This window comes from Streptomyces sp. NPDC030296 (genome assembly GCF_055572815.1).
The window spans coordinates 22,408-46,179 of record NZ_JBVICQ010000010.1; the positions used below are offsets into that span (position 1 = coordinate 22,408).

Sequence of the window (23,772 nt, forward strand, 5' to 3'; positions counted from 1 at the left end):
GGGCGTCGTGCGGGTGGACGTCAGATGCGTCCGCCGGTGAGCCGGGTCAGCGGGCCGTGCACATGGCGTTCCGACCGGCGTCCGGCCAGGTAGGAGGCGGCGGTCAGCGCGGTCAGCCCCGCGCCCACACCCGCGGCGACGAGCTTGCGCTGAGCGAGGACGGTCACCGCCGTCTTGGCGGTGGCGGCCACCTGACCGGAGGCCTGGACGACCGCCTGGCGGCCCACCTCGACACCCTTGACCGCGCTGTGCACGGCGCTGTTCGCGGTGTCGGCCGCACGTCCGGCCCCGTTCTTGGCGGCTGACGCGGTGTCACCCGCCTTGTCGGCGGCCTTCTTGGCGGTCCCGGAGGCCGGGGCGGTCGCCTTGTCGGCGGTCCGGCGCGCCTTGGCGGCGGCCGTCTCGGCGGACGAGGTGCTCTCGTTGGTGTCGTTGTTGGTTCGGCTCATGGAATCCGCGTTGCCGTTCACCGCGCGGGCAAACACATCGCGTCCACATCCATGGCCAACGCCTCGGCCGGGTGCGGGCCCCGCCGACCGCCCCGCCGTCCGCCGGGGGCGCCTCCCAAGGGCGCCTGCATGCCATAAGATCAGCTTATGAGGTCATAGACCCGACCCGCGTACCAGGTAAGGGTTGCCTTAGTTTAGGGTTGCCGTCGAGTCGCTTGTCTCCGCTCGAAGGGAACCTCACCATGCCCCGCCCTCTGCGGGTAGCCATTGTCGGAGCCGGCCCGGCCGGTATCTACGCCGCCGACGCGCTGCTGAAGTCCGACGTTGCCGCCGAGCCCGGTGTCTCCATCGACCTCTTCGAGCGGATGCCCGCCCCGTTCGGACTGATCCGCTACGGCGTGGCCCCCGACCACCCCCGCATCAAGGGCATCATCACCGCCCTGCACCAGGTGCTCGACAAGCCGCAGATCCGCCTCTTCGGCAATGTCGACTACCCGTCGGACATCAACCTCGACGACCTGCGTGCCTTCTACGACGCGGTGATCTTCTCCACGGGCGCCACGGCCGACCGGGCGCTCGACATCCCCGGCATCGACCTCGACGGCTCGTACGGCGCGGCCGACTTCGTCTCCTGGTACGACGGCCACCCGGACGTGCCGCGCACCTGGCCGCTGGAGGCCGAGAAGGTCGCCGTCCTCGGCGTCGGCAACGTCGCGCTCGACGTGGCCCGCGTCCTCGCCAAGACCGCCGACGAGCTGCTGCCGACGGAGATCCCGCCGAACGTCTACGACGGTCTGAAGGCCAACAAGGCGCTGGAGGTCCACGTCTTCGGCCGACGCGGCCCCGCGCAGGCCAAGTTCTCCCCGATGGAGCTGCGGGAGCTGGACCACTCCCCCAACATCGAGGTCATCGTCGACCCCGAGGACATCGACTACGACGAGGGCTCGATCGCGACCCGGCGCGGCAACAAGCAGGCCGACATGGTCGCCAAGACCCTGGAGAACTGGGCGATCCGCGACACCGGCGACCGCCCGCACAAGCTGTTCCTGCACTTCTTCGAGTCCCCCACCGAGATCCTCGGCGAGGACGGCAAGGTCGTCGGCCTGCGCACCGAGCGCACCGCCCTCGACGGCACCGGCAACGTCAAGGGCACCGGCGAGTTCAAGGACTGGGACGTCACCGCGGTCTACCGCGCGGTCGGTTACCTCTCCGACAAGCTGCCCAAGCTGCCCTGGGACCTGGAGTCGGGCACCGTCCCGGACGCCGGCGGCAGGGTGGTCCAGGAGACCGGCGAGCACCTGTCGTCGACGTATGTCACCGGCTGGATCCGGCGCGGCCCCGTCGGCCTCATCGGGCACACCAAGGGTGACGCCAACGAGACGGTCGCCAACCTGCTGGACGACTTCGCCAACGGCCGTCTGCAGGAGCCCTCCGCCCCGGCGCCCGAGGCCGTGGACGCGTTCCTCGCGGAGCGCGAGGTGCGCTTCACGACGTGGGAGGGCTGGTACAAGCTGGACGCCGCCGAGAAGGCGCTGGGCGAGCCGCAGGGCCGCGAGCGCGTGAAGATCGTCGAGCGTGAGGACATGCTGCGGGAGAGCGGCGCGTAGGGCTCCGCCGGGGGCCTCAGGGGGACTGTGCGTCGTGGGTCGGCTGCGGGTGCTCCGTGGCTGGTCGCGCAGTTCCCCGCGCCCCCAGGAAGCGGTCGGCAGCCCTTGGTGAAAACGGTGCGCGGCGGTGAAGCGCGAGTGTCTAGGCTTCCGTGGTGTGGACGACTTGACTGACGATCTGCGGATACGGCCGGGCGCCCTCACCGACGCGCCGGCCGTGCTGGACATGCTCGACGGGGCCGTGGCCTGGATGAACGCCCGGGGCAATACCGAGCAGTGGGGCACGATCCCGTACTCGCGGCGGCCCGACGGGGTGGAGCGGATCGAGCGGTACATGACGGAGAACGCCCCGCACGTCGCGGAGCGGGACGGCACCCCGGTCGGCGCGCTGGTCCTGGACTCCGGGCCCAGCCCGCAGATGCCGATCGCCCCGGCCGACGAGCCCGAGGTGTACGTCCGGCTGCTGATCTCCGACCGGCGCCGGGCCGGACAGGGCATCGGGGCGGCCCTGCTCGCCCACGCCGTCGAGGAGACCCGGCGGGCCGGTGTGGAGCTGCTGCGGGTCGACTGCTGGGCGGGCGGCGGAGGCGAACTCGTCGCGTTCTACGAGCGCAACGGCTTCACACCGACCGACCGCTTCCTGTCCGGCACCTGGCCGGGACAGGTACTGGCCCGGCGGGTCCGCTGACGGTCCCCGCGGAGGCATAAGCTCGGAAGATGGCCAAGTACATCGACGTGCACCCCGACAACCCCCAACCGCGCGCCATCGGACAGGTGGCCGAGAGCATCCGTCAGGGTGGGCTCATCGTCTATCCGACGGACTCGTGTTTCGCGCTGGGCTGCCAGCTGGGCAGTCGTGACGGCATCGAGCGGATCCGTACGATCCGCCGGCTCGACGACCGCCACCACTTCACCCTCGTGTGCCAGAACTTCGCGCAGCTGGGCCAGTTCGTGCACGTCGACAACGACGTGTTCCGCGCCGTCAAGGCGTCGACGCCCGGCAGCTACACGTTCATCCTCCCCGCCACCCGGGAGGTGCCGCGCAAGCTGCTCCACCCGAAGAAACGAACCGTCGGAGTGCGCATCCCCGACCACCGGGTGGCCCAGGCCCTGCTCGCGGAGCTGGGTGAGCCGCTGGTCTCCAGCACCCTGCTCCTCCCTGACGAGGAGGAGCCGCTGACGCAGGGCTGGGAGATCAAGGAACGGCTCGATCACCAGGTCGACGCCGTGGTGGACTCCGGGGACTGCGGTACGGAGCCCACGACCGTGATCGACTTCTCCAGCGGCGAGGCCGAGATCATCCGCAAGGGCGCGGGCGACATCTCCCGGTTCGAATGACGGGAGCGCCGGCGGCGGGCACCGCGCGGCGATGGCTCAGGTCTGGCGCAGCGGCTCGTACTCCTCGGCGCTGAGCCCGAACGTCCAGGCCACTCCCTCGCGGGCCGTCCGCGTCGTCGGGGGCACCCGGAGCCAGTAGGTGCGGCTCGTGCCGTCGGGTTCGGGCGTGGAGTTGACGACCTCCACCATCACCACGTCCTCGTCGCCGGGCAGTTCCACGCGCCAGAGCACGCCCGTCTCGTCCCGGTCCACCGGCTTGGCGCCCGACTCGTCCAGGTAGCGGTCGTAGCCGTAGTGCTCCAGCATGACGCGGCGCAGTTCGGCGTTCTCCTCCTCGCGGATGCGCGTGGGCGTCAGCGTGGCCAGGGAGTCGAGGAACTCTCCGGGCACGGGCAGTCCGCGCCAGGCGTGCAGGGCGAAGCCGTCGGAGTAGGCGAGGGCGGGGCCGTCACCCCGGTCCAGTCGGCCCGCCTCGTCCCGGTGCAGCTCGGTGGGGCGCTCGGCGACGACCGCCACGGTCTCGTAGGGCCACCACCAGCCCGCCGTGCGGGCGACCTCGGCCAGTCCGTCGAGGCCCGGTGACGCGTCGGCCGTGTCGGGCCCGGCGCTGGTGTCGGAGGCGGGCGCGGTGCCGGTGGCGTCCAGGTCGTCGAAGGCGGCGAGCCAGGCCGCGTCGTGCTGCCCGAGGACCGCGTCCAGGAGGAGGAGCCGCACACGGGTCTCCTCCTTGCGGTCGTCCGGGGCCAGGGCCTCGACCACGCCGGCGCGGACCCGGTCGACGAGCGGCCGGGTGGTCTCCCACAGGTCCGCGCCGGTCGACCGCCAGTGGTCGCTCCAGCCCGCCGGGCCCAGTCGGGTGTGCAGCCGGCCGCGCGCGGCGGCGACCGGGCGGTTGCGGACGGCGTCACGGACGCTCGCCCCGGTGCCGGTCACCGCCTCGCCGCCCTCGGTCGGTGTCCCCGACAGCAGACGCACCGCCTCCAGCGGCGAGCGGACCCATACGATCCGCTCGGGCTCCGGCAGCCCGGCCCGCCGGTAGGCGAGCCGTACGCCCGCCTCTGTCCGTGCCCTGTCACCGGTCCCCGTGGCCGCCGCCACCGCACGCCAACTCGTCCGCTCCGTCACGCCGTTCCTCCTGGATGTCATGTCCGATCCCGATGTCCTGTGCCCTGCCCCCCTCGGCCGCCGCGGTTCAGTCCGCGACGATGCGCACCGAACCCGGCACGTACTCGCGCTGGCGCACCACCCGGTACCAGCCCTTCGGCAGGGAGATGGGAGCGTGCTCCTCGTGGACGACCCGCGCGCCCTCCGGGACGTGCAGCAGCATCGGGCCGAAGGCGTCCGTCTCGCGGATGAGGCGGCCGGGGCCGACGACGGCGTGGGCGTGTCCGGTGACCTCGCCGAGGGCGAGGACGAGCCGGCCCCGTCCGTCGCGCGCCTCCGACGCGGCGTCACGCGCCGTGTCGGGCACGGCGGTCTCCGCGATCGGCGCGATGAGGACGTCTCCTTGCCGGTACATGGGTCTCCCTCCCGTCGGGGCACTCGCTGTGCTCCGCATGGAAGGGACCGTAGAGGCAGGCACTGACATTGATGCTGATACTCAGGTTCCGGTGGCCGTGACTCGGGCACTGACTGACGTCCTGCTGGGCTGTCCTGCGGCTGTTCTGTCCGGCTGCCGGGACCTGTTCTCATGGCTCCGGCCGGGCGGAACATGACCTGATAGGAGCTTGGTCAGAAGCCCCTTCAATGTCCTGTCTGCGCCACCCGGCCGGTGCCCACCTCCGGCAAGGAAGGCACCATCAGCATGACATCGGCGGCGGCACCAGACACAGCGGACCAAGAGGTGTTCGGCGGGGTCGACTCCCATGCCGACACCGTCCACGCCGCGGTCATCAGAGACAACGGCGGCCACCTCGCGGACGCCGAGTTCACCACCACCGCCGCCGGCTACGCCGCGGCCCTGGCCTTCCTGAACGCCCACGGCCACGTGATCGCGATCGGCGTGGAAGGAACCTCCTCCTACGGAGCCGGCTTCACCCGTGCCGCGATCTCACATGGACAGCACGTCGTCGAGGTCAACCGGCCCGACCGGGCCGAACGCCGCCGCATAGGCAAGTCCGACCCCATCGACGCCTACGCCGCCGCCCGCGCCGCCCTGTCCGGACGGGCCTCCAGCGCCCCCAAGGACGGCACCGTCGCCGGCATACGCGCCCTGCACAACGCCGCCCGCTCCGCGGTCAAGGCCCGCACCGCGGCCCTGAACCAGATCGGCAGCATCCTCATCACCGCGCCCGAGACCATCCGCGCCAAGTACGGCCGGCTCAAAGGAACGGACCGCACCGACACCCTGGCCCGGCTGCGGCCGGCCGGTGACGCGGTCCACACTGCGGTCCTGGCCGCGCTCAAAAGCCTCGCCCGACGCGTCAAAGAGCTGACCGCCGAGCACGAGGCACTGACCCGGGCCCTGGACGACGAGGTCACCGTCCACAACCCCGGCCTGCGGGCCGCCTACGGAGTCGGCCCCGACACCGCGGCCCAGCTGCTGGTCACTGCCGGGGGCAACCCTGAACGCATGCGGAGCGAAGCGTCCTTCGCCGCCCTCTGCGGAGCCGCCCCGGTCCCCGCCTCCAGCGGCCGGACCAACCGCCACCGCCTCTCACGCGGCGGCGACCGGCAGGCCAACGCGGCCCTCTACCGCATCGCCCTGGTCCGCATGTCCAGCGACTCCCGCACCCGCGAAAACGTGGCGCGCCAGACCACCGCGGGCCGGACGAAGAAGGAGATCATCCGGCTGTTGAAACGGGCCATCGCCCGGGAGATCTTCCGCTGCCTGCCCACCACCGTCACCGTCCCCGGCATCGCCGACCTGCGGCCCCTGAGACAGTCCAAGAACCTCACCCTCACCGCCGCGGCCCGGCACTTCGGAGTCTGGCCGGCCACCATCTCCACCCTCGAACGCGGCATCCGCCGAGACGACGACCTCGCCCACGCCTACCGCGACTGGCTCCAAGCCGCTTGACAGGCAATAGGAGCATCAATCGCCCCGGACGCGGTGTCTTCAGCCCCTGTTCACGGGGTCTGTCCACAAGGAACGGGGTCCGCTGTCCGCGTTGTCAGAGGGGCTTGGTAGAACTCCCCTACCCGACGGCGCCGTGCGCGCCCCGGGGAGCAACGGGGGGATCCGCGCACGGGCTCGGGTCCCGCCCACCGACATGGAACGAAGGGGCGGGCACACATGACCATCGGAAGCCACTTGCGGGAGTTCCACGACCTGCCCGTCGTCCGGTTCCCCGACTCGGTGAAGGGACCCGAGGGCACCGGTCATCTGCCCGCTCCGGGCGAGGTGGCGTGGTCCGTGGCCGTGGACGCGTACGACAGCGAGGAGGCGTGGACGGACGCGTTCGCGCGGTTCCTGTCCGCGATCGACACCACGAGAGTGCGGGCGCTGGTCGTGGGCGCGTGGAACGAAGCCTACGACAACGGGCCGGAGCGTGTGATCGAGGCCCTGGTGGCGGCGAAGGACCGGTTGCCCGCACTGCGCGCACTGTTCCTCGGCGACATCGTCATGGAGGAGTGCGAGATCTCCTGGATCAACCAGGGCGATGTCGGCCCGCTGCTCACGGCCTTCACGGAGCTGGAGGAGTTCGGTGTGCGCGGCGGTCAGGGACTCGTGTTCCCGGCGTTGCGACACGAGCGGCTGCGGAAGCTGACCGTCGAGACGGGCGGCATGCCCGCCGAGGCGGTGCGCGGTGTGGCGGCGAGTGATCTGCCGGCCCTCGTCCACCTCGACCTGTGGCTGGGCACCTCCGAGTACGGCGGTGACTCCGAGGTCGCCGACCTGGCGCCGATCCTGGCGGGCGCCCGGCTGCCCTCCCTCAGGCATCTGGCGCTGCGCAACAGCGAGATACAGGACGACATCTGCACGGCGCTGGCCTCCGCCCCTGTGGTGGCCCGCCTCGAGGTCCTCGACGTGTCGATGGGCGTCCTCACCGACGACGGAGCGACCGCGCTGCTGACCGGGCAGCCGCTCACCCACCTCACGACGCTGGACCTGCACCACAACTACCTCAGCCCGGCGATACGCGACCGTCTGCGGGACTCCCTGGAGGCCGAGGGGGTCCAGGTCGACGTCGACCCGGACGACGCGGACTCCGACGAGGACGACGACGGCACGGTCTGGCGCTTCGTCGCGGTCGGCGAGTAGCGGGCGCGGCACAGGGTTTCGGGGGGTACGAGGTGAGGGGGGTCGGTGTGTCCGGTCGGACCGGCGCGGGTGGGGGCCCGTTCAGGTGGGCGGTCGTCGGCAACGGCGAGAACCGCCGGGTCGGGCTGTTCGTCGCGGCGGCCGAGGCCGCGGGCGTGGGGACGCCGCGGGTCGTCGAGTGGCGGGACGTCCTGCGCGACGGCGGCCACGAGTTCGCCGACGACGAGGTCGTGCGGCTGGACTCGCCGGGCGAGAACGCCGAGGTGGACCGGCTGCTGCGCGGCGTCGACGATCCGACGCGCGTGGAGGGCTCGGCCACCTGGTACGGGCGTTTCCTGGACGCGGTCGGGTCGTTGCGGGGCGGGATTCGGCTGGACGAACCGGCGGACCTGGCGGTGCTGTTCGACAAGCGGCTCTGCCACGCCCGGCTCGACGCGGCGGGCGTCCCGGTGCCGCCCTCCCCCACCTCGGGGGGCCGTACGGCGGTGCGCGGCTGGGACGACGTACGGGCACTGATGCGGGAGCACGGCATGCCGCGTGCCTTCGTGAAGCCCGCGCACGGCTCCTCCGCCTCCGGAGTGCTGGCCGTCGAGTCGTCGGCGAGCGGCCGGATCCGGGCCACCACCTCGGTGGAGGCGGCGGCGGACGGCCGGCTGCGCACCCCGCTCCGGCTGCACAACTCGCTGCGGGTGCGCAGGTACACCGACGAACGCGAGATCGCCGGCATCGTCGACGCCCTGGCACCGGACGGGCTGCACATCGAGCGGTGGCTGCCGAAGGCGTCCGCCCAGGGCAGGTCCGCGGACCTGCGGGTGGTGGTCGTGGGGGGCCGGGCCACCCACGCCGTGGTCCGCACCAGCCGCTTCCCGATGACCAATCTCCATCTCGGCGGCGCGCGGGGCGATCTGACATCGGTCGTCGACGCGGCGGGCGACCGCTGGCGCCAGGCCCTCGACATCTGTGAGCGGGCGGCCGCGTGCTTCCCGGACACCCTGAGCGTCGGGGTGGATCTCCTCCCCGCCATCGGCTGGCGCCGGTTCGCCGTCGGCGAGGTCAACGCCTTCGGCGATCTGCTGCCCCGGCTGACCGGCCTGCCCGGCGGCCCCGCGGAGGGCCTGGACACCTACACGGCGCAGATCGCGGCCGTACGGGACGGGTTGCCGTCGGCGCTCTCGCACCACCCTCAGGCAAGGAAAGACCATGCACCCTTCTGACACGGCCCTCCGGCCGCCCGCGGCCGACGCCGCTCCCGCGCCCACGCCCACGCCCGCGCCCGCGCCCGCGCCCGCGCCCGACATGAACGAAGTGGTGGGCCGGGACGACCTGTTGCTGCTCACCCTCGACACCCTGCGGTACGACGTGGCTATGGAGCTGGCCGCGGCCGGGCGGCTGCCGAACCTGGCGGCCCGTCTGCCCGGCGGTGCCTGGGAGAAGCGGCACGCGCCCGGCAGCTTCACCTATGCCTCGCACCAGGCGATGTTCGCGGGATTCCTGCCGACCCCGGCGGCCCCGGGGCCGCATCCCCGGCTGTTCGCGAGCCGGTTCGCGGGCAGTGAGACCACTGCGGGCCGCACCTTCGTGTTCGACACCCCCGACCTGGTGTCGGCGCTCGCCGAGCGCGGCTACCGCACGGTGTGCGTCGGCGGTGTCGGGTTCTTCAACAAGCAGGGGGCGCTCGGCAGCGTCCTGCCGGGCCTGTTCCAGGAGAGCCACTGGCAGCCGGAGTTCTCCGTCGCGTCCCCGACGTCCTTCGAGGCGCAGGTGGCCCGCGCCGAGGAGGTGGTGGCCGCACTGCCCGCCGAGCAGCGGCTGTTCCTGTTCCTCAACGCCTCGGCACTGCACCAGCCGAACTGGTTCCATCTGCCGGGCGCCACCCGTGAGGCGGGCGACAGCCTCGCCACGCACGCGGCGGCCCTGGAGTACATCGACCGGCACATCGGGCGGCTGTTCGCCGCGATGAGCGCGCGGCGCCGCTGCTTCGCCGTCGTCTGCTCCGACCACGGGACGACCTACGGCGACGACGGCTACACCGGGCACCGGCTGGGCCACGAGGCCGTGTGGACCGTCCCCTACAGCCACTTCTTCCTGGAGCCGTCCGCATGACCGTGACCGCGCCCCCCGTTCGCCCGTACCAGCACTACGTGTACGCCTATCCGCACAAGACGGCGTACCGCAGGCTGCCGGAGCGGCCGCGCCTCGCCGACCTGTGGGCGGGCGAGTCGAAGGCGGCCCTGTCGCTGTACGCGCACATACCGTTCTGCGAGGTGCGCTGCGGGTTCTGCAACCTGTTCACGCGGATCGGCGCCCCGGACGGGCTGACCGGGCGCTACCTCGACGCCCTGGAGCGGCAGGCGATCGCCGTCCGGGAGGCGCTCGGCGACACGGAGCCGGTGCGGTTCGCGAACGCCGCGTTCGGCGGTGGCACCCCGACGTTCCTGGAGGCCGCCGAGCTGGAGCGGCTCTGCGACATCGCGGAGCGGCACATGGGCGCGGACCTGCGGGCGATCCCGCTGTCGGTGGAGGCGTCCCCCGCCACGGCGACGGCCGACCGGCTGTCCGTGCTGGCCGCGCGGGGCACGACACGGCTGAGCCTCGGTGTGCAGAGCTTCGTGGAGGAGGAGGCGCGCGCGGCCGTACGGCCGCAGCGGCGTGCCGATGTGGAGGCGGCGCTGTCCCGTATCCGCGACACCGGCATCCCCGTCCTCAACATCGACCTGATCTACGGCATCGACGGGCAGACGGCGGCCAGTTGGCGGCTCTCCCTGGACGCGGCCCTCGCCTGGCGGCCCGAGGAGATCTACCTGTACCCGCTGTACGTGCGGCCGTTGACGGGGCTGGGCCGGCACGCCGACCCCGCGACGGCGGACCGCGACTGGGACGAGGCCCGGCTGCGCCGCTACCGGGAGGGCCGCGACCATCTGCTCGCCCGGGGCTACGAGCAGGTGTCCATGCGGATGTTCCGCCGCGCGGACGCGCCGCCGCAGGGCCCGGACGACTACGCCTGCCAGACCGACGGCATGATCGGCCTGGGCTGCGGCGCCCGTTCGTACACCTCGCGGCTGCACTACTCCTTCGACTACGCGGTGGCCATGCGGGAGATCCGGGGCATCATCGACGACTACACCGCCACCGAGGACTTCGGGCGGGCCGTGCACGGCCGCGAGGTCGACGAGGACGAGGCGCGCCGCCGTCATCTGCTGCAGTCGCTGCTCCAGGCGCGGGGGATGCCGGTGGCCGACTACCGGCGGCGGTTCGGCACCCACCCGTACGACGACTTCCCGGCGGAGCTGGAGCGGCTGGCCGCACGGGGCTGGCTCGCCGGGGCGGGCAGGGAGGTGCTGAAGCTGTCCGACGAGGGGTTGGCGCACTCGGACGCCATCGGGCCCGACTTCTTCTCCCCCGCCGTTCGGGCCGCGATGGCCGACTACGAGCTGAAGTGACGGCCGACATGGATCTGACGCTTCTGTACCGCGGCCCGCTGGCGTCGTGCGACTACGACTGCCCCTACTGCCCGTTCGCCAAGCGCCGTGACTCGACGGAGCAGTTGCGGGCCGACCGGGCGGCGCTTGACCGGTTCACGGGCTGGGCGCGGTCGTCGACCGGCGACCGGCTGTCGGTGCTGTTCACGCCGTGGGGCGAGGGGCTGACGCGGTCCTGGTACCGGCGGGCTCTGGTCGAGCTGTCGCACGAGCCGCACATCGACCGGGTGGCGATCCAGACGAACCTCAGCTGCCGCACGGAGTGGCTGGCGGAGGCCGACCGGGACACGGTGGCGCTGTGGTGCACGTACCACCCGGGCCAGACCCCGTACGAACGGTTCCTCGGCAAGACCCGGCGGCTCGCCGCGATAGGGGTCCGCTTCAGCGTGGGCGTCGTGGGTCTGCCGGAACATCTGGAGGAGGCCCGCCGGCTGCGCGCGGAGCTGCCCGAGGAGGTGTACCTGTGGGTGAACGCCGCCGAGGGGCACACGTACACGGACGAGGAGGCGTCGGCGTGGACCGCGTTGGATCCGCTGTTCCCGTTCAGCCGCCACCCGCACCGGTCGGCGGGCCGCGCGTGCCGCACCGGCTCGACGGTGGTGTCCGTCGACGGTGACGGCACCGTCAGACGCTGCCACTTCGTCCGGGACGAACTCGGCAACCTCTACGACGGCTCCTTCCGTACGGCGCTCGCGCCCCGCGTCTGCCCGCTGGCCGTCTGCGACTGCCACATCGGGTACGTCCATCTGGAGACCCTGCCGCTGTACGACGTGTTCGCGGGCGGCGTCCTCGAACGGATACCGACGGCCCGGGCCCGCCTCGGGATGTAGCGCCCGAGAGCGCTCCGTGTCCTGCACACCCCCCAGGTGTACCGGCGCTTCACACCCGCCTGTTGCACCGGCGCTTCACACCGCCAGGTGTACCGGCGCTCCGGGCGTCCCGCCACGCCGTAGCGGAGGGAGACGTCCGCGGCGCCGGTGGCGTGGAAGTACCGCGGTGAGCGGCCGGCCCCGCTGGGCGGCGTACCGCTGGAGCCGGGAGCGCAGTTCCTCGAACTCGAACGGCTTGAGGAGGTGGTCGACGACACCGTGGCGGACCGCGCCGCGCACGGTGTCGGCCTTCCGCGCGGCGCTGATGACCATGACGTCGCAGTCGTGGCCGGCCGTGCGCAGCCGGGGTATGACGTCGAGGCCGAAGACGTCGGGCAGGTACAGGTCGAGCAGGACGAGATCGGGGCGCGGTTCGTCGACGGCTGCGGCCGCCTGAGGCTCGTGGCCCGCGCCCGCACCGCCCGCGCCGCGTGGACCCGGCGCGATTCGGCCCGCGCACGGGGGGCGGCGGGTTCAGCCCGCGCCCCGCTCCGCCTCCTCGTGGAGGAACGCGCTGATCTGCCCGGCGAGGCTCTCCCGGACGGTGCCGGACGCCGGGTCGAGGAGTTCCTCGTCGACGCCGATGCCGCCGGACCACAGATGGCGGTCGGTCCACTCCTCGTCGGCCCGGAGCTGGACCTGGATGTCGAGCTGGAGGAGCTGGGCCTCGGGCGCGGCGGCGTACAGGACGGCCGTGGCGCGGCGCAGCGGGTAGAGGTCGAAGCCCTCGATGAACTTGGAGTTGCGCCAGTCCAGGAAGGCGCTCTCGCCGTCGGGGCCGGTGCGGATGTCGAGCTGCCCGTCCTCCAGGTGGAGGCCGACGTGGCCGGTGCCGCGGTTCTCCACGGTCACCCGGAACCGGAAATAGGTCAGGCCCTCGGCGGCGTCGTCACCGCCGCGCGGCGGTTCGGCGCGTTCCAGGCCGTGGACGCGCACACGCAGGCCGGCCAGGTCGCCGTCGTACTCCTGCCAGTCCCCGATCACGTTGGGCTCGCGCACCGTCCACCTCTCCACGTCGGCGGGACGACTCCCGCGCTCGCGCGCACCACAGTGCCACACCCGTCGGGGGTGCCGGATTCCCCCATCGCCGCCGGTCAGACGTGATCAAGCCGTGTGCAGCGACGATTCCCGCCAAGGGGCCCGGGAGGCGATCCCCCACGTGCCGTACATCACGTCGGCCGCCCGCTGTGCGGATATGTGAGGGGGCCCCGCCGGTTCCGCCATAAGGCGACGACTTCCCCATTCCGTGCGCGCCTGTCGGCGCCGTACGCTACGTTCGATCACCGCCGGTGGCCGCGCCGTCGGCGAGATCGCGCGCAGGGGAAGGTCTGGGGAGCAGCGCATGAGCACGTTCGGCATTGCTCCGTCGGCGGCCCGGGTCATGACCGGGGGACTCGCCGACTCGCTGTTCGAGACGGCGCAGCGCGATCCCGCACTGCCGCAGATCGCCCGCCGCGAGGCCGGCAGCCCGGACACCTGGACGTCGCTCGGCGCGGCCGAGGTGCGGGACGAGGTGGTGAGCCTGGCCAAGGGGCTGGTCGCCTCCGGGATCCGGCCGGGCAACCGGGTGGCCGTGATGGCGCGGACCCGTTACGAGTGGACGGTGCTCGGGGTCGCGCTGTGGTCGGTGGGCGCGGAGATCGTGCCGATCTATCCCACGTCGTCACGCGACCAGGTGGAGTGGATCCTGCGGGACGCGGCCTGTGTGGGTGTCGTCGTCGAGGACGAACAGGGCGTGATGACGGTCGGCTCGGTCTGCGCCAAGCTGCCGCTGCTGAGCCATGTGTGGCAGCTGGACGCCGGTGCCCTGCCGCAGCTGGTCGAGGCCGGCCGGGACGTGCCGGACGCGACGGTGGACTCGTTGCGCCGCATCGTGATGCCCGACTCCACGGCGGTGATCGCGTACACGTCCGGCACGACCGGTCACCCCAAGGGCTGCGCGCTGTCCCACCGCAGTCTCGCCAGTCCGTGCGACGTGCTGCTCGCCGGGTGGCGGCACACCGCGGCGGCGCCCGGGGAGCAGCCGGCGATCCTCGCGTTCCTGCCGTTCTCCCATGTCTACGGCCTGATGATCCAGGGGATGTGCCTGCGGGGCGGGCTGCTGCTCGGCCATGAGCCGGAGCTGACCGAGGAGGCGCTGTCGGCGGCCCTGCTGTCGTTCCGGCCCACGTTCCTGTACGGCGTGCCCTACGTCTTCGAGAAGATCTACAAGAACTTCCTGCGCAAGGCGCAGCAGGCGGGCCGTGGCGCCGTGTTCGAGCGTGCGGTGCGCACCGCGCAGGACTACGCGCTCGCCGCCGAACGGCACCGCCTCGACTCCGGTCCGGGCCCCGGCATGGATCTGAGGCTCCAGCACGCCTTCTACGACAGGACGGTGTACCGCAAGCTGCGTGCCGCGCTCGGCGGCCGGGTGCGCGGCGGCTGTTCCGGCGGCTCGCCCCTCAACCGCGACCTCGCGCTGTTCTACGCCGGGATCGGGATCCTCGTCCACGACGGGTACGGCCTGACCGAGACCGCGGGCGGCATCACGGCGCAGCCCGTGGGCCGGGAGAAGTTCGGCACCGTGGGCCGGCCGCTGCCGGGCACCGAGATCCGAGTGGCGCGGGACGGGGAGCTGCTGGTCAGCGGGCCTTCGGTGTTCCAGGGGTACATCAACGACGAGGCGGGCACCCGGGCCGCTCTGCAGGACGGCTGGCTGGCCACGGGGGACCTCGGGCGGCTGGACTCCGAGGGCTATCTGTCGATCACCGGGCGCAAGAAGGACATCATCATCACCAGCGGCGGCAAGGGCGTGGCACCGGCACCGCTGGAGGAGCAGCTGCGGATGCACCCGCTGATCCACCAGGCGGTGGTCGTGGGCGACAACCGGCCCTGCGTGGGCGCGCTGATCACGCTGGACCCGGAGTTCCTCGCGCACTGGCGGGGCGCGCTCGGCCCCGCGAACGAGCTGATGGGCCCGGAGGCACGGGAGGAGAACGCGCTGCGCCAGGAGGTGCTGCGGGCGATCGCCGCCGCGAACAGCACGGTGTCGCGCTCGGAGTCCATCCGGGTCTTCCGCATCCTCCCCGAGCCGTTCGACCTCGCCAACGGCCTGCTGACCCCGTCGATGAAGCTGCGCCGTGACACGATCGTGCAGCGGTACGCGGCGGAGATCGAGGCGATGTACGCGACGTCCGCGCGGGCCGCCCGCCGCTCCGTGACGGAGGACTTCCCCGGCTGGGACGACGCCGACGACGTCTTCCGCCGTCCGCGCCCGTGACACCCGCCCTGACCTACCTGTCCGGTTCACCTTCTGTTGACGAAACGGTCCTTCAAATGCGGAGATGCTTCAGCGGGGCGGTGTGCCGCGCCCGCGAGCACCCCGTTCGACCGTGAGACGAAGGCAGAGGACCCATGGCACTGCAGATCAGCGCCACCAACCCGGAACACCCCGCGCTGCTCCTCGAACTGCCGTGGCACCTGCCCCTGGAGGAGTGGCCCGAGCACCACCTCGTACCGCTCCCCCGCGGAATCTCCCGGCACGTCGTGCGCTACGCCCGCGCCGGCGACGAGGTGATCGCCGTCAAGGAACTCGCCGAGCGGCCCGCGCTGCGCGAGTACGGGCTGCTGCGCGACCTGGACCGGCTGGGCATCCCGGCGGTGGACGCCCTCGGCGTGGTCACCGGCCGCACCGACGACGCCGGCGATCCGCTGGAGCCGGTGCTGATCACCCGGCACCTCGGCGGTTCGATGCCGTACCGCTCGATGTTCGAGACCACCATGCGTCCGGCGACGATGCACCGGCTGATGGACGCGCTGGCCGTGCTGCTGGTGCGGCTGCATCTCACGGGGTTCGCGTGGGGTGACTGCTCGCTGTCCAACACCCTGTTCCGGCGGGACGCGGGCGCGTACGCCGCGTATCTGGTGGACGCCGAGACCGGTGATCTGCACGCACAGCTGAGCACCGGGCAGCGGGAGTACGACCTCGACCTGGCCCGGGTGAACATCAGCGGGGAGCTGCTGGATCTGGAGGCGTCCGGGGCGCTGCACCCGTCGGTGGACCCGGTCGACTTCGGCAACGAGATCTGCTCCCGCTACCGTCGGCTGTGGCAGGAGCTGACGCGTACGTCGGTGTACCCGGCAGGGAAGTACCACTACATCGAGCGCCGTATCCGCCGGCTCAACGAGCTGGGCTTCGACGTGGCCGAGATGCAGATCGAGCACTCCTCCAACGGCGACACGGTCACCTTCGTGCCGAAGGTGGTGGACGCGGGCCACCACCAGCGGCAGCTGCTGCGGCTGACGGGACTGGACACCGAGGAGAACCAGGCCCGCCGGCTGCTGAACGACCTGGAGAGCTGGATGGCCACCCAGGACGACTACGCCCCGGGTGACCCCCTCGGCGCCCGCCCGGAAGTGCTGGCGCACCGCTGGGTCCGTGAGGTGTTCCGGCCGACCGTGCGGGCCGTGCCGCCGGAGCTGCGCGGCACGATGGACCCTGCGGAGATCTACCACCAGTTGCTGGAGCACCGCTGGTATCTGTCGGAGCGGGCGCAGCACGACATCGGCCTGGACATCGCCGTGAAGGACTACATCGACAACGTCCTGCCGAAGGCGCGCGCGGCGCTGCCGCCGCCGATCGACGACGTCACCGCGATGTGAGAGCAGGGGCTCACGCCTCGCCGCTCGCTCCGGGCGGGACGACCGCCACCGGGCACGGCGCGTGGTGGAGGACGCCGTGGGCCACCGAGCCGATGCGGGCGCCGACGGCCGTACGGCGGGCACGCCGGCCGACGACCATCAGCTGGGCGTGCCCGGCGACGGACAGCAGGACCTGACCGGCGCTGCCGATCTCCACGTGTTCGGTGACCGGTACCTCGGGGAAGCGTTCCCGCCACGGCTGGAGCGCGGCGGCCAGCGCCTTCTTCTCGTACGGTTCGAGGCCGCCCGCCTCGTCGAGCAGCTTCAGCGAACCGGGGCTGTACGCGTACAGCGGCGGCAGCGTCCACGCGCGGACGGCCCGCAGGGCGGCACCCCGGGCGGCCGCGGTCTCGAAGGCGAACCGCAGAGCGGCGGCGCTGTCCTCCGGTGTGCCGTCCTGACCGACGACGACCTCGCGTCCGGCGGCCTCGGCGGAGGCCTCGTCACCGGCGCGGACGAACACGACGGGACGTGGGGAGTCGACGAGGACCTGCTGTCCGACGGAGCCGAGGAGGAAGCCCACCACCGCTCCGTGGCCGCGCGAGCCGAGCACCAGGGTCTCGGCGTGCTCCGCCGCGGCGGCCAGGGACTCCACCGGCGGCCCCTCGACCAGGTCCGTCGAGACCTCCAGGCCCGGGTGCCGCTCGGTGACGCCGCGGACGGCCTCGGCGAGCGCGTCCCGCGCCCATCCGGCCTGTCCGTCCCGGTCCACGGTGATCGCCTCGTGCGGCTGCCACTGCCAGGCGTGCACCACCCGCAGCGGTACGTCCCGGCGTACGGCCTCCCGGCCGGCCCACGCCAGTGCGGCGAGGCTCTCGGGCGTACCGTCCACTGCGGCGGTGATCGGGCGCGTCGACATCGGCCACCTTTCTTCGTCTCATCAGGCTGACGGGCCCAGTCTTCACTACCCTCGCGCCATGGACCTGAACTGGGAGCAGGTAGTGGTGGACGCCGCCGATCCGGTGGCTCTCGGGCGCTGGTGGGCCGAGGCGCTCGGGTGGGTGGTCGTGAACGACGCGCCGGAGGAGTACGAGATCCGCCCGGAGCCGGACCGCGTGCCCGGCCTGCTGTTCACTCCGGTCCCCGAGGCCAAGACCGTGAAGAACCGGCTGCACCTCGACTTCCGTCCGGTGGATCAGGCGGCGGAGGTGTCCCGGCTCCTCGCTCTCGGCGCCCGCCACGCGGACGTCGGGCAGGGGGACGAGTCATGGGTGGTGCTCATGGACCCCGAGGGCAACGAGTTCTGCGTCCTCTCCGGACGCCACGGCTGACCGGTCGCTCGGCACGGGTCGGGGCGGAGACTCCGAAGCCGAGCGAACCCGAACGTCCGAACATACGATGAGCACATTGGTTCGGGGTGGGAGGCATATGACTCAGGCGGTCGGTCCGGCGCGGAACGTGATCCTCACCGTGGATGACGATCCGGGGGTGTCTCGTGCGGTGGCCCGGGATCTGCGACGGCGCTACGGCGAGTCGTACCGGATCGTGCGGGCCGAGTCAGGCGAGGCGGCCCTGGAGGCGCTGCGGGAGCTGAAGCTGCGCGGCGACCAGGTGGCGGTCGTGCTGGCCGACTACCGGATGCCGCAGATGAACGGCATCGAGTTCCTCGAACAGGCGTTGGACGTCTATCCGGGGGCGCGCCGGGTGCTGCTCACGGCGTACGCCGACACCAACGCGGCCATCGACGCGATCAATGTGATCGACCTCGACCACTATCTGCTGAAGCCGTGGGACCCGCCGGAGGAGAAGCTCTACCCGGTCCTGGACGATCTGCTGCAGGCATGGCGGGCGGCCGACCGGACCCGTGTCGGAACGACGAAGGTGGTCGGGCACCGCTGGTCGGCCCGGTCCTCGGACGTCCGGGAGTTCCTGGCCCGCAACCAGGTGCCCTACCGCTGGTTCTCGTCCGACGAGCCGGAGGGCCGGCGGCTGCTCGCCGCGGCCGGCGCGGACGGGCAACGGCTGCCGCTCGTGGTCACCCCGGACGGTACGCCGCTGGTGGCCCCGGAGGACCCGGAGCTCGCGGAGCGGGTGGGACTGGCGACGACACCGGCCGAGGAGTTCTACGACCTGGTCGTCATCGGCGGCGGCCCGGCCGGGCTGGGCGCGGCCGTCTACGGGGCCTCCGAGGGGCTGCGGACGCTGCTCGTCGAGCGGTCGGCGACCGGCGGCCAGGCGGGGCAGAGCTCACGCATCGAGAACTACCTCGGGTTCCCCGACGGGGTGTCCGGCGCGCAGCTCACGGACCGGGCCCGGCGGCAGGCCACCAAGTTCGGGGCGGAGATCCTCACCGCCCGCGAGGTCAGCGGTCTGGAGGTGAACGGGGCGGCGCGGACCATCCGCTTCTCGGACGGTTCGGCGGTCGCCGCGCACAGCGTGATCCTGGCGACCGGCGTGTCCTACCGGCAGCTGGACGCGCCGGGCTGTTCCGACCTCAACGGCTGCGGGGTGTTCTACGGCTCGGCGCTCACCGAGGCCGCCGCATGCCAGGGGCACGACGTGTACATCGTGGGCGGCGCGAACTCGGCCGGGCAGGCAGCGATGTACCTGTCCCGCGGCGCCAAGTCGGTGACGCTCCTCGTACGCGGGGAGTCGCTGGCGGCGTCCATGTCGCACTACCTGATCCAGCAGCTCGCGGAGACGCCCAACATCGTCGTGCGCACCGGCACGGTCGTGGAGGCCGCGCACGGCACCAACCAGTTGGAGCGGCTCACGCTGAAGGACGTCGCGAGCGGGCACGAGGAGCTGGTGGACGCGCAGTGGATGTTCGTGTTCATCGGCGCCGAGCCGCTGACGGACTGGCTGGACGGCACCGTGCTGCGCGACGAACGCGGCTTCATCCTGGCCGGGCCCGACATGACCGTCGACGGGAGTCCGCCGCCGGGCTGGGAGCTGGACCGGCCGCCGTACCACCTGGAGACCAATGTCCCCGGCGTGTTCGTCGCCGGGGACGCCCGGTACGAGTCCGCGAAGCGGGTCGCGTCCGCCGTGGGAGAGGGAGCGATGGCCGTCATGCTCGTGCACCGCTATCTGGAGCAGTCATGAGAACCGCGCGGGCCTTCGGAGCGGTGTCGTGAGCGGGCAGCCGCTCGCCTGCGACCGGGCGGAACTCGCCACGCTGTTCCTGTTCGAGAAGCTGTCGCCCGAGCAGTTGGACCGGCTGTGCCGTGAGGGCCGCGTCGAGCGCTTCGAACCGGGCTGGGTCTACCGCGAGGGCGAACCGGCGACCTGCTTCTTCGTGCTCCTCCAGGGCACGCTGGTGATGTCGCGGCAGGTCGGCGACGACGACGTGGAGCTGAACCGCACCTCGCAGCGCGGGGTGTACGCGGGCGCGTTCCAGGCGTATCTGGGCGACCAGGCGGACCAGGCCCGCTACAAGGGCTCGATGCGGGTCATCGAGCCGTCGCGGTTCTTCATCCTGCCGTCGGCCTCGTTCGCGGAGATCATGCGCGAGTGGTTCCCGATGGCCGTGCATCTGCTGGAGGGGCTGTTCTTCGGCAGCCAGAACACCCAGCGGACCATCGGTCAGCGGGAGCGGCTGCTGGCGCTCGGCTCGCTGTCGGCGGGCCTCACCCACGAGCTGAACAACCCGGCCGCGGCAGCCGTGCGGGCCACCTCCGCGCTGCGGGAGCGGGTGGCCGGGATGCGGCACAAGCTGGGTGCGATCGCCTCCGGTCCGTTCCGGCGGGAGACACTGGAGTCGCTGGTCGAGCTCCAGGAGCGGACCGCCGAGCAGGTCGCCAAGGCGACACCCCTCAGCCCGCTGGAGGCGGCCGACCGGGAGGACGAGCTGACGGACTGGCTCGACGAGCACGGCATCGCCGGCGGCTGGCAGCTCGCCCCGAACTTCGTGCAGGCCGGGCTCGACACCGCGTGGCTGGACCGGGTCGCGGCGGCCGTCGACGAGCACACCCTCGAAGGGGCGGTGCGCTGGCTCAACTACACGGTCGAGACCGAGCTGCTGATGAACGAGATCGAGGACTCGACGACCCGCATCAGCCAGCTCGTCGACGCGGCGAAGCAGTACTCGCAGCTGGACCGGGCCCCCTACCAGAACGCCGATGTGCACGAACTCCTCGACAGCACCCTGCTGATGCTGTCGGGGAAGATCGGGGAGCGCATCCGGGTGGTGAAGGAGTACGACCGCACCCTGCCGAGGATCCCCGCCTACCCGGGCGAGCTGAACCAGGTGTGGACCAACCTCATCGACAACGCGGTCGCGGCGATCAACGACACCGGCGGCGAGGGCACGCTGACGGTACGTACGGCCCGGGACGAGCGCGACCAGCTGCTCGTCGAGTTCCGGGACACGGGACCGGGCATCCCGGCCGCCATCCGCGGCCGTATCTTCGACCCGTTCTTCACCACCAAGCCCGTCGGGCAGGGCACCGGGCTGGGCCTCGACATCTCCTGGCGGATCGTCGTCAACAAGCACCACGGGCACATCGAGGTCCACTCGGTACCCGGCGACACCCGCTTCCAGGTCCTGCTGCCGCTGACGGCGCCCGCACCGGACCTGGACCTCACCCTCGCCCCCGAACCCGACGCGCGAGAATCCGACGCGCCCGAATCCGACGCGCCCGAGGAGACCCCATGAGCCTGCCCGCCGGAATCGATCCCGCCGTGCCGCCGAGCGGGGCCGGCTGCGTGGAGTGCGACGCAGTCGGCGGCTGGTGGTTCCATCTGCGGCGCTGCGCCCAGTGCGGACACATCGGCTGCTGCGACTCCTCCCCCGCCAAGCACGCCACCGCGCACGCGACGGCCGCCGGGCACCCCTTCGTCCAGAGCTACGAGCCCGGCGAGACGTGGTTCTGGAACTACGAGACGTCCGAGATGTACGAGTCGGGCCCCGACCTGGCGCCACCCCACCACCACCCCGAGGACCAGCCGGCCCCGGGGCCCGCGGGCCGCGTGCCGCCGGACTGGGCGCAGCGCCTGGGGTGAGCCGGGTGCCCGGTGGCCCGTGGGTCAGTCGGCGCTGAGGGGGACCCGTAGTCGTACGCGGTAGCCGCCCTCGGTGGTGGGGCCCGCGTTCAGGGTGCCGCGCAGGATGTCGGCCCGTTCCCGCAGTCCGACGAGGCCCTGCTGCGATCCGGGGAGGGCGAGGGAGGGCCGTGTGGGCGGGGTGTTGGTGACGGTCACGCCGACGTGGTCGCCGTCCTGCCACAGTTCGACGCGTGCGGTCGCGCCGGGGGCGTGTTTGCGGACGTTGGTGAGGGCTTCCTGGACGGTGCGGTAGAGAGCGCGTTGGGCGGGTGTGCCCACGGTGGGCGGCAGTTCGCCCGTCAGCCGGGCGTGGGTCCCGCTGGACTCCACGAGTCTGTGCAGGTCGGCGAGGGTGGGCTGGGGGGTGAGTTCGGTGGTGTCGCCGCCGGAGGCGCGGAGCAGGGTGACCATGGTGCGGAGTTCGTCGAGGGTGGTGACGCTCAGCGAGCGGATGGTGCGGGCGGCCTCTTTGGCGTCCTCGTCCCGTGCGGCGACCTGCAATGCGCCGGCTTGTACGGCGATGAGGCTGACCTGGTGGGAGACGACGTCGTGCATCTCGCGGGCGAGTTGGGCGCGTTCGCGGGCGAGTACGGCTTGGGCGTGCAGGGCGCGTTCGTGTTCTCGGGCTTCCTCGATCTCGACCAGTCGCCGGGCCAGGTCCCGGTGGGCCTGGAGGAGTTGTCCGAAGAGGACGGGGGCGGCGGCGGTCGCCAGGCCGTAGACGAAGACGACCAGCGTCATGGTCTGACCTATGGACATGAGGCTCACCCCGGGCCACGGGATGCTGTTGGCGATGCCCGTAAGGGCGACGCACCCGGCGAGGAGGAGGCGGTTGCGGGTCCGTTCGGCCAGGGTGAACAGCGCCACGATCGGAGCGACGGCGACGGGCTGCGTCAGCGAGGCGGGCAGGGTGAGCAGGAAGACCACGAGCGGGAACCCGCGCCGGAAGGCCAGCGCGACGCAGCCGAGCAAGGCCAGCCCTACGCCGAGCGGTGAGTCGTCCCACAGGTTCACCCACACGTCGACGGCTGCCGCCACCACCAGGAGGAGGTCGACAACGGGCGCGGGGACCCGCTGCCACAGGGCGCGTGCGCGGGTCATCGGGCGGCGTCCCGCGTGCGCTCGTCGAGCAGGCCGGCCCGCTGCGCCAGCAGCGCCGCCTGTACCCGGCTGGTCACGCGGAGCTTGGTCAGGATGGCGCTGACGTGGTCCTTGACCGTGCCGGCCCCCAGATGGATACGCGCCCCGATGTCCGCGTTCGACAGCCCCTCCGCCACCAGGACGAGGACATCACGCTCGCGTGCGGTGAGCAGCCGGACCCGTGCGGCGTCCTCGTCCACCGCCGCCCCGGCGCCGGGATGGCTGTGCAGCAAGGTCCGCGACGCCTTCGGGGAGAGCACCACACCACCGGCGGCCAGGGTCCGCACCAGATGGGCGAGTTGCTCCGGCTCGGTGTCCTTCAGCAGGAAACCGGCCGCGCCTGAGTGCAGCGCGGTCAGGATGTACTCGTCCGCGTCGAACGTCGTCAGCATCGCCACGACCGGCGCGTCCGGCGCCGCGCGCAGTTCGCGCAGCACGGTGAGCCCGTCGACGTCCGGCATCCGGATGTCCAGCAGCACCACGTCCGGCCGCACCCGGCGGACCGTCTCGACCGCCTCACCGCCACTCGCGGTCGCGACGACCTCGATGTCCTCGGCCGCGCCCAGGATCAGCCCGAACCCCGACCGCACCAGAGCCTCGTCGTCCACCACCACAACCCGGATCACGCGCGCTCCGCCTCACCTTCATCCCCACCATCCGACACCTGCCGACCCGACCCTACGGCCCCGATGACTCCCCGTAACACCTCCGGCCGCAGCTCCAGCCACACGGCGGGGGAGCACCCACCGGTCGGCAGGGGCACCGCCCCGATGATCCGCTTCTAAGTGAACGCGCCCGGCTGTCCCGGCCGCCCTGCCCCATCAGCCACTCCAGCGGCCCCCGCTGGAAGAAACGGGACCAGAGGGTGGCGAGGACCGTCACGGACGCGATGAAGCCGAGCAGGACGTAGAAGGGCTGGACCGTCACTCGCCCGGTGTCCAGGACCGTAGCCGGCGACGGCGAGCGCGGCACCGGAGAGGGCCAGGCGTACGCGGACCGCCGTGGCCGTACCGCGGGCCG

22 protein-coding genes and 1 pseudogene are annotated in these 23,772 nt (G+C 72.2%); 15 read left to right on the forward strand and 8 right to left on the reverse strand.

What is annotated here, in order from left to right:
• Nucleotides 1-20: 20 nt before the first annotated feature.
• A complete protein-coding gene (locus ACZ4Z3_RS27405) occupies nt 21-485 on the reverse strand; it encodes a hypothetical protein (protein WP_468503510.1) in 465 nt (154 codons plus the stop codon).
• A gap of 206 nt (nt 486-691) precedes the next feature.
• Between ACZ4Z3_RS27405 and ACZ4Z3_RS27410 the strand changes: the two genes are divergently transcribed.
• From ACZ4Z3_RS27410 to ACZ4Z3_RS27420, 3 genes are all read left to right on the forward strand, one after another.
• Nucleotides 692-2,056 carry an FAD-dependent oxidoreductase gene (locus tag ACZ4Z3_RS27410; RefSeq protein ID WP_468503511.1) on the forward strand — a complete coding sequence of 455 codons (1,365 nt, stop codon included), beginning with the start codon at nt 692-694 and terminating at the stop codon, nt 2,054-2,056.
• A gap of 226 nt (nt 2,057-2,282) precedes the next feature.
• Nucleotides 2,283-2,744, forward strand: coding sequence for a GNAT family N-acetyltransferase (locus ACZ4Z3_RS27415; RefSeq protein WP_468503805.1), 462 nt, complete (start codon nt 2,283-2,285; stop codon nt 2,742-2,744).
• A 29-nt stretch (nt 2,745-2,773) separates the two neighbouring features.
• Nucleotides 2,774-3,394 carry an L-threonylcarbamoyladenylate synthase gene (locus ACZ4Z3_RS27420; protein WP_468503512.1) on the forward strand — a complete coding sequence of 207 codons (621 nt, stop codon included), beginning with the start codon at nt 2,774-2,776 and terminating at the stop codon, nt 3,392-3,394.
• A 36-nt stretch (nt 3,395-3,430) separates the two neighbouring features.
• Here ACZ4Z3_RS27420 and ACZ4Z3_RS27425 read toward each other — a convergent pair whose 3' ends face one another.
• Together ACZ4Z3_RS27425 and ACZ4Z3_RS27430 are read right to left on the reverse strand one after the other, a co-directional pair.
• Nucleotides 3,431-4,540, reverse strand: coding sequence for a DUF6745 domain-containing protein (locus tag ACZ4Z3_RS27425; protein ID WP_468503513.1), 1,110 nt, complete (start codon nt 4,538-4,540; stop codon nt 3,431-3,433).
• Nucleotides 4,541-4,586: 46 nt separating this feature from the next.
• Entirely contained in the window at nt 4,587-4,913 is a 327-nt protein-coding gene (locus ACZ4Z3_RS27430; RefSeq protein ID WP_468503514.1) for a hypothetical protein, read from the reverse strand.
• Between the two features lie 285 nt (nt 4,914-5,198).
• Here ACZ4Z3_RS27430 and ACZ4Z3_RS27435 point away from each other — a divergent pair, with 285 nt between their 5' ends.
• From ACZ4Z3_RS27435 to ACZ4Z3_RS27460, 6 genes are all read left to right on the forward strand, one after another.
• On the forward strand, nt 5,199-6,413 hold the full coding sequence (locus tag ACZ4Z3_RS27435) for an IS110 family RNA-guided transposase (RefSeq protein ID WP_468503515.1): 1,215 nt from the start codon (nt 5,199-5,201) through the stop codon (nt 6,411-6,413).
• Nucleotides 6,414-6,629: 216 nt separating this feature from the next.
• The gene (locus ACZ4Z3_RS27440) at nt 6,630-7,598 is read left to right on the forward strand and encodes an STM4015 family protein (protein ID WP_468503516.1); all 969 of its coding nucleotides are present in this window, start codon (nt 6,630-6,632) and stop codon (nt 7,596-7,598) included.
• Between the two features lie 47 nt (nt 7,599-7,645).
• Nucleotides 7,646-8,812, forward strand: a complete 1,167-nt coding sequence (locus ACZ4Z3_RS27445) for an STM4014 family protein (RefSeq protein ID WP_468503517.1) — start codon at nt 7,646-7,648, stop codon at nt 8,810-8,812.
• Between the two features lie 82 nt (nt 8,813-8,894).
• Nucleotides 8,895-9,701, forward strand: coding sequence for an STM4013/SEN3800 family hydrolase (locus tag ACZ4Z3_RS27450; RefSeq protein WP_468503806.1), 807 nt, complete (start codon nt 8,895-8,897; stop codon nt 9,699-9,701).
• Nucleotides 9,698-11,038 (forward strand): STM4012 family radical SAM protein, encoded by a 1,341-nt coding sequence (locus ACZ4Z3_RS27455; RefSeq protein WP_468503518.1) that lies wholly within the window; start codon nt 9,698-9,700, stop codon nt 11,036-11,038. The genes ACZ4Z3_RS27450 and ACZ4Z3_RS27455 overlap by 4 nt, the downstream gene beginning before the upstream one ends.
• An 8-nt stretch (nt 11,039-11,046) precedes the next feature.
• A complete protein-coding gene (locus tag ACZ4Z3_RS27460; protein WP_468503519.1) occupies nt 11,047-11,907 on the forward strand; it encodes an STM4011 family radical SAM protein in 861 nt (286 codons plus the stop codon).
• 80 nt (nt 11,908-11,987) lie between these two features.
• Here the strand turns inward: ACZ4Z3_RS27460 and ACZ4Z3_RS27465 are convergent.
• Together ACZ4Z3_RS27465 and ACZ4Z3_RS27470 are read right to left on the reverse strand one after the other, a co-directional pair.
• Nucleotides 11,988-12,378, reverse strand: a pseudogene (locus ACZ4Z3_RS27465) (response regulator); the annotation flags it as partial.
• 42 nt (nt 12,379-12,420) lie between these two features.
• The gene (locus ACZ4Z3_RS27470; RefSeq protein WP_055710778.1) at nt 12,421-12,945 is read right to left on the reverse strand and encodes a hypothetical protein; all 525 of its coding nucleotides are present in this window, start codon (nt 12,943-12,945) and stop codon (nt 12,421-12,423) included.
• Between the two features lie 343 nt (nt 12,946-13,288).
• On the opposite strand from ACZ4Z3_RS27470, the gene ACZ4Z3_RS27475 reads away from it, so the two are divergent.
• Complete coding sequence (locus tag ACZ4Z3_RS27475; protein WP_468503520.1) at nt 13,289-15,205, forward strand: AMP-dependent synthetase/ligase; 1,917 nt, start codon at nt 13,289-13,291, stop codon at nt 15,203-15,205.
• Nucleotides 15,206-15,339: 134 nt separating this feature from the next.
• Nucleotides 15,340-16,587: a DUF4032 domain-containing protein gene (locus ACZ4Z3_RS27480; protein WP_468503521.1), complete on the forward strand. Its 1,248-nt coding sequence runs from the start codon at nt 15,340-15,342 to the stop codon at nt 16,585-16,587.
• A 10-nt stretch (nt 16,588-16,597) separates the two neighbouring features.
• On the opposite strand, the gene ACZ4Z3_RS27485 is transcribed toward ACZ4Z3_RS27480, so the two are convergent.
• Entirely contained in the window at nt 16,598-17,485 is an 888-nt protein-coding gene (locus ACZ4Z3_RS27485) for a universal stress protein (protein ID WP_468503522.1), read from the reverse strand.
• Between the two features lie 58 nt (nt 17,486-17,543).
• Here ACZ4Z3_RS27485 and ACZ4Z3_RS27490 point away from each other — a divergent pair, with 58 nt between their 5' ends.
• The 4 genes from ACZ4Z3_RS27490 to ACZ4Z3_RS27505 all read left to right on the forward strand — a co-directional run bounded on the left by ACZ4Z3_RS27490 (nt 17,544) and on the right by ACZ4Z3_RS27505 (nt 21,570).
• Nucleotides 17,544-17,897, forward strand: a complete 354-nt coding sequence (locus ACZ4Z3_RS27490) for a VOC family protein (RefSeq protein ID WP_468503523.1) — start codon at nt 17,544-17,546, stop codon at nt 17,895-17,897.
• 97 nt (nt 17,898-17,994) lie between these two features.
• Nucleotides 17,995-19,671 carry an NAD(P)/FAD-dependent oxidoreductase gene (locus tag ACZ4Z3_RS27495; RefSeq protein ID WP_468503524.1) on the forward strand — a complete coding sequence of 559 codons (1,677 nt, stop codon included), beginning with the start codon at nt 17,995-17,997 and terminating at the stop codon, nt 19,669-19,671.
• 28 nt (nt 19,672-19,699) lie between these two features.
• On the forward strand, nt 19,700-21,223 hold the full coding sequence (locus tag ACZ4Z3_RS27500) for an ATP-binding protein (protein WP_468503525.1): 1,524 nt from the start codon (nt 19,700-19,702) through the stop codon (nt 21,221-21,223).
• A complete protein-coding gene (locus tag ACZ4Z3_RS27505) occupies nt 21,220-21,570 on the forward strand; it encodes a UBP-type zinc finger domain-containing protein (protein WP_468503526.1) in 351 nt (116 codons plus the stop codon). The genes ACZ4Z3_RS27500 and ACZ4Z3_RS27505 overlap by 4 nt, the downstream gene beginning before the upstream one ends.
• Nucleotides 21,571-21,594: 24 nt before the next feature.
• Here ACZ4Z3_RS27505 and ACZ4Z3_RS27510 read toward each other — a convergent pair whose 3' ends face one another.
• On the reverse strand, nt 21,595-22,713 hold the full coding sequence (locus ACZ4Z3_RS27510; protein WP_468503527.1) for a sensor histidine kinase: 1,119 nt from the start codon (nt 22,711-22,713) through the stop codon (nt 21,595-21,597).
• The gene (locus tag ACZ4Z3_RS27515; RefSeq protein WP_468503528.1) at nt 22,710-23,378 is read right to left on the reverse strand and encodes a response regulator; all 669 of its coding nucleotides are present in this window, start codon (nt 23,376-23,378) and stop codon (nt 22,710-22,712) included. Before ACZ4Z3_RS27515 ends, ACZ4Z3_RS27510 begins: the two co-directional genes overlap by 4 nt.
• Nucleotides 23,379-23,772 lie beyond the last annotated feature (394 nt).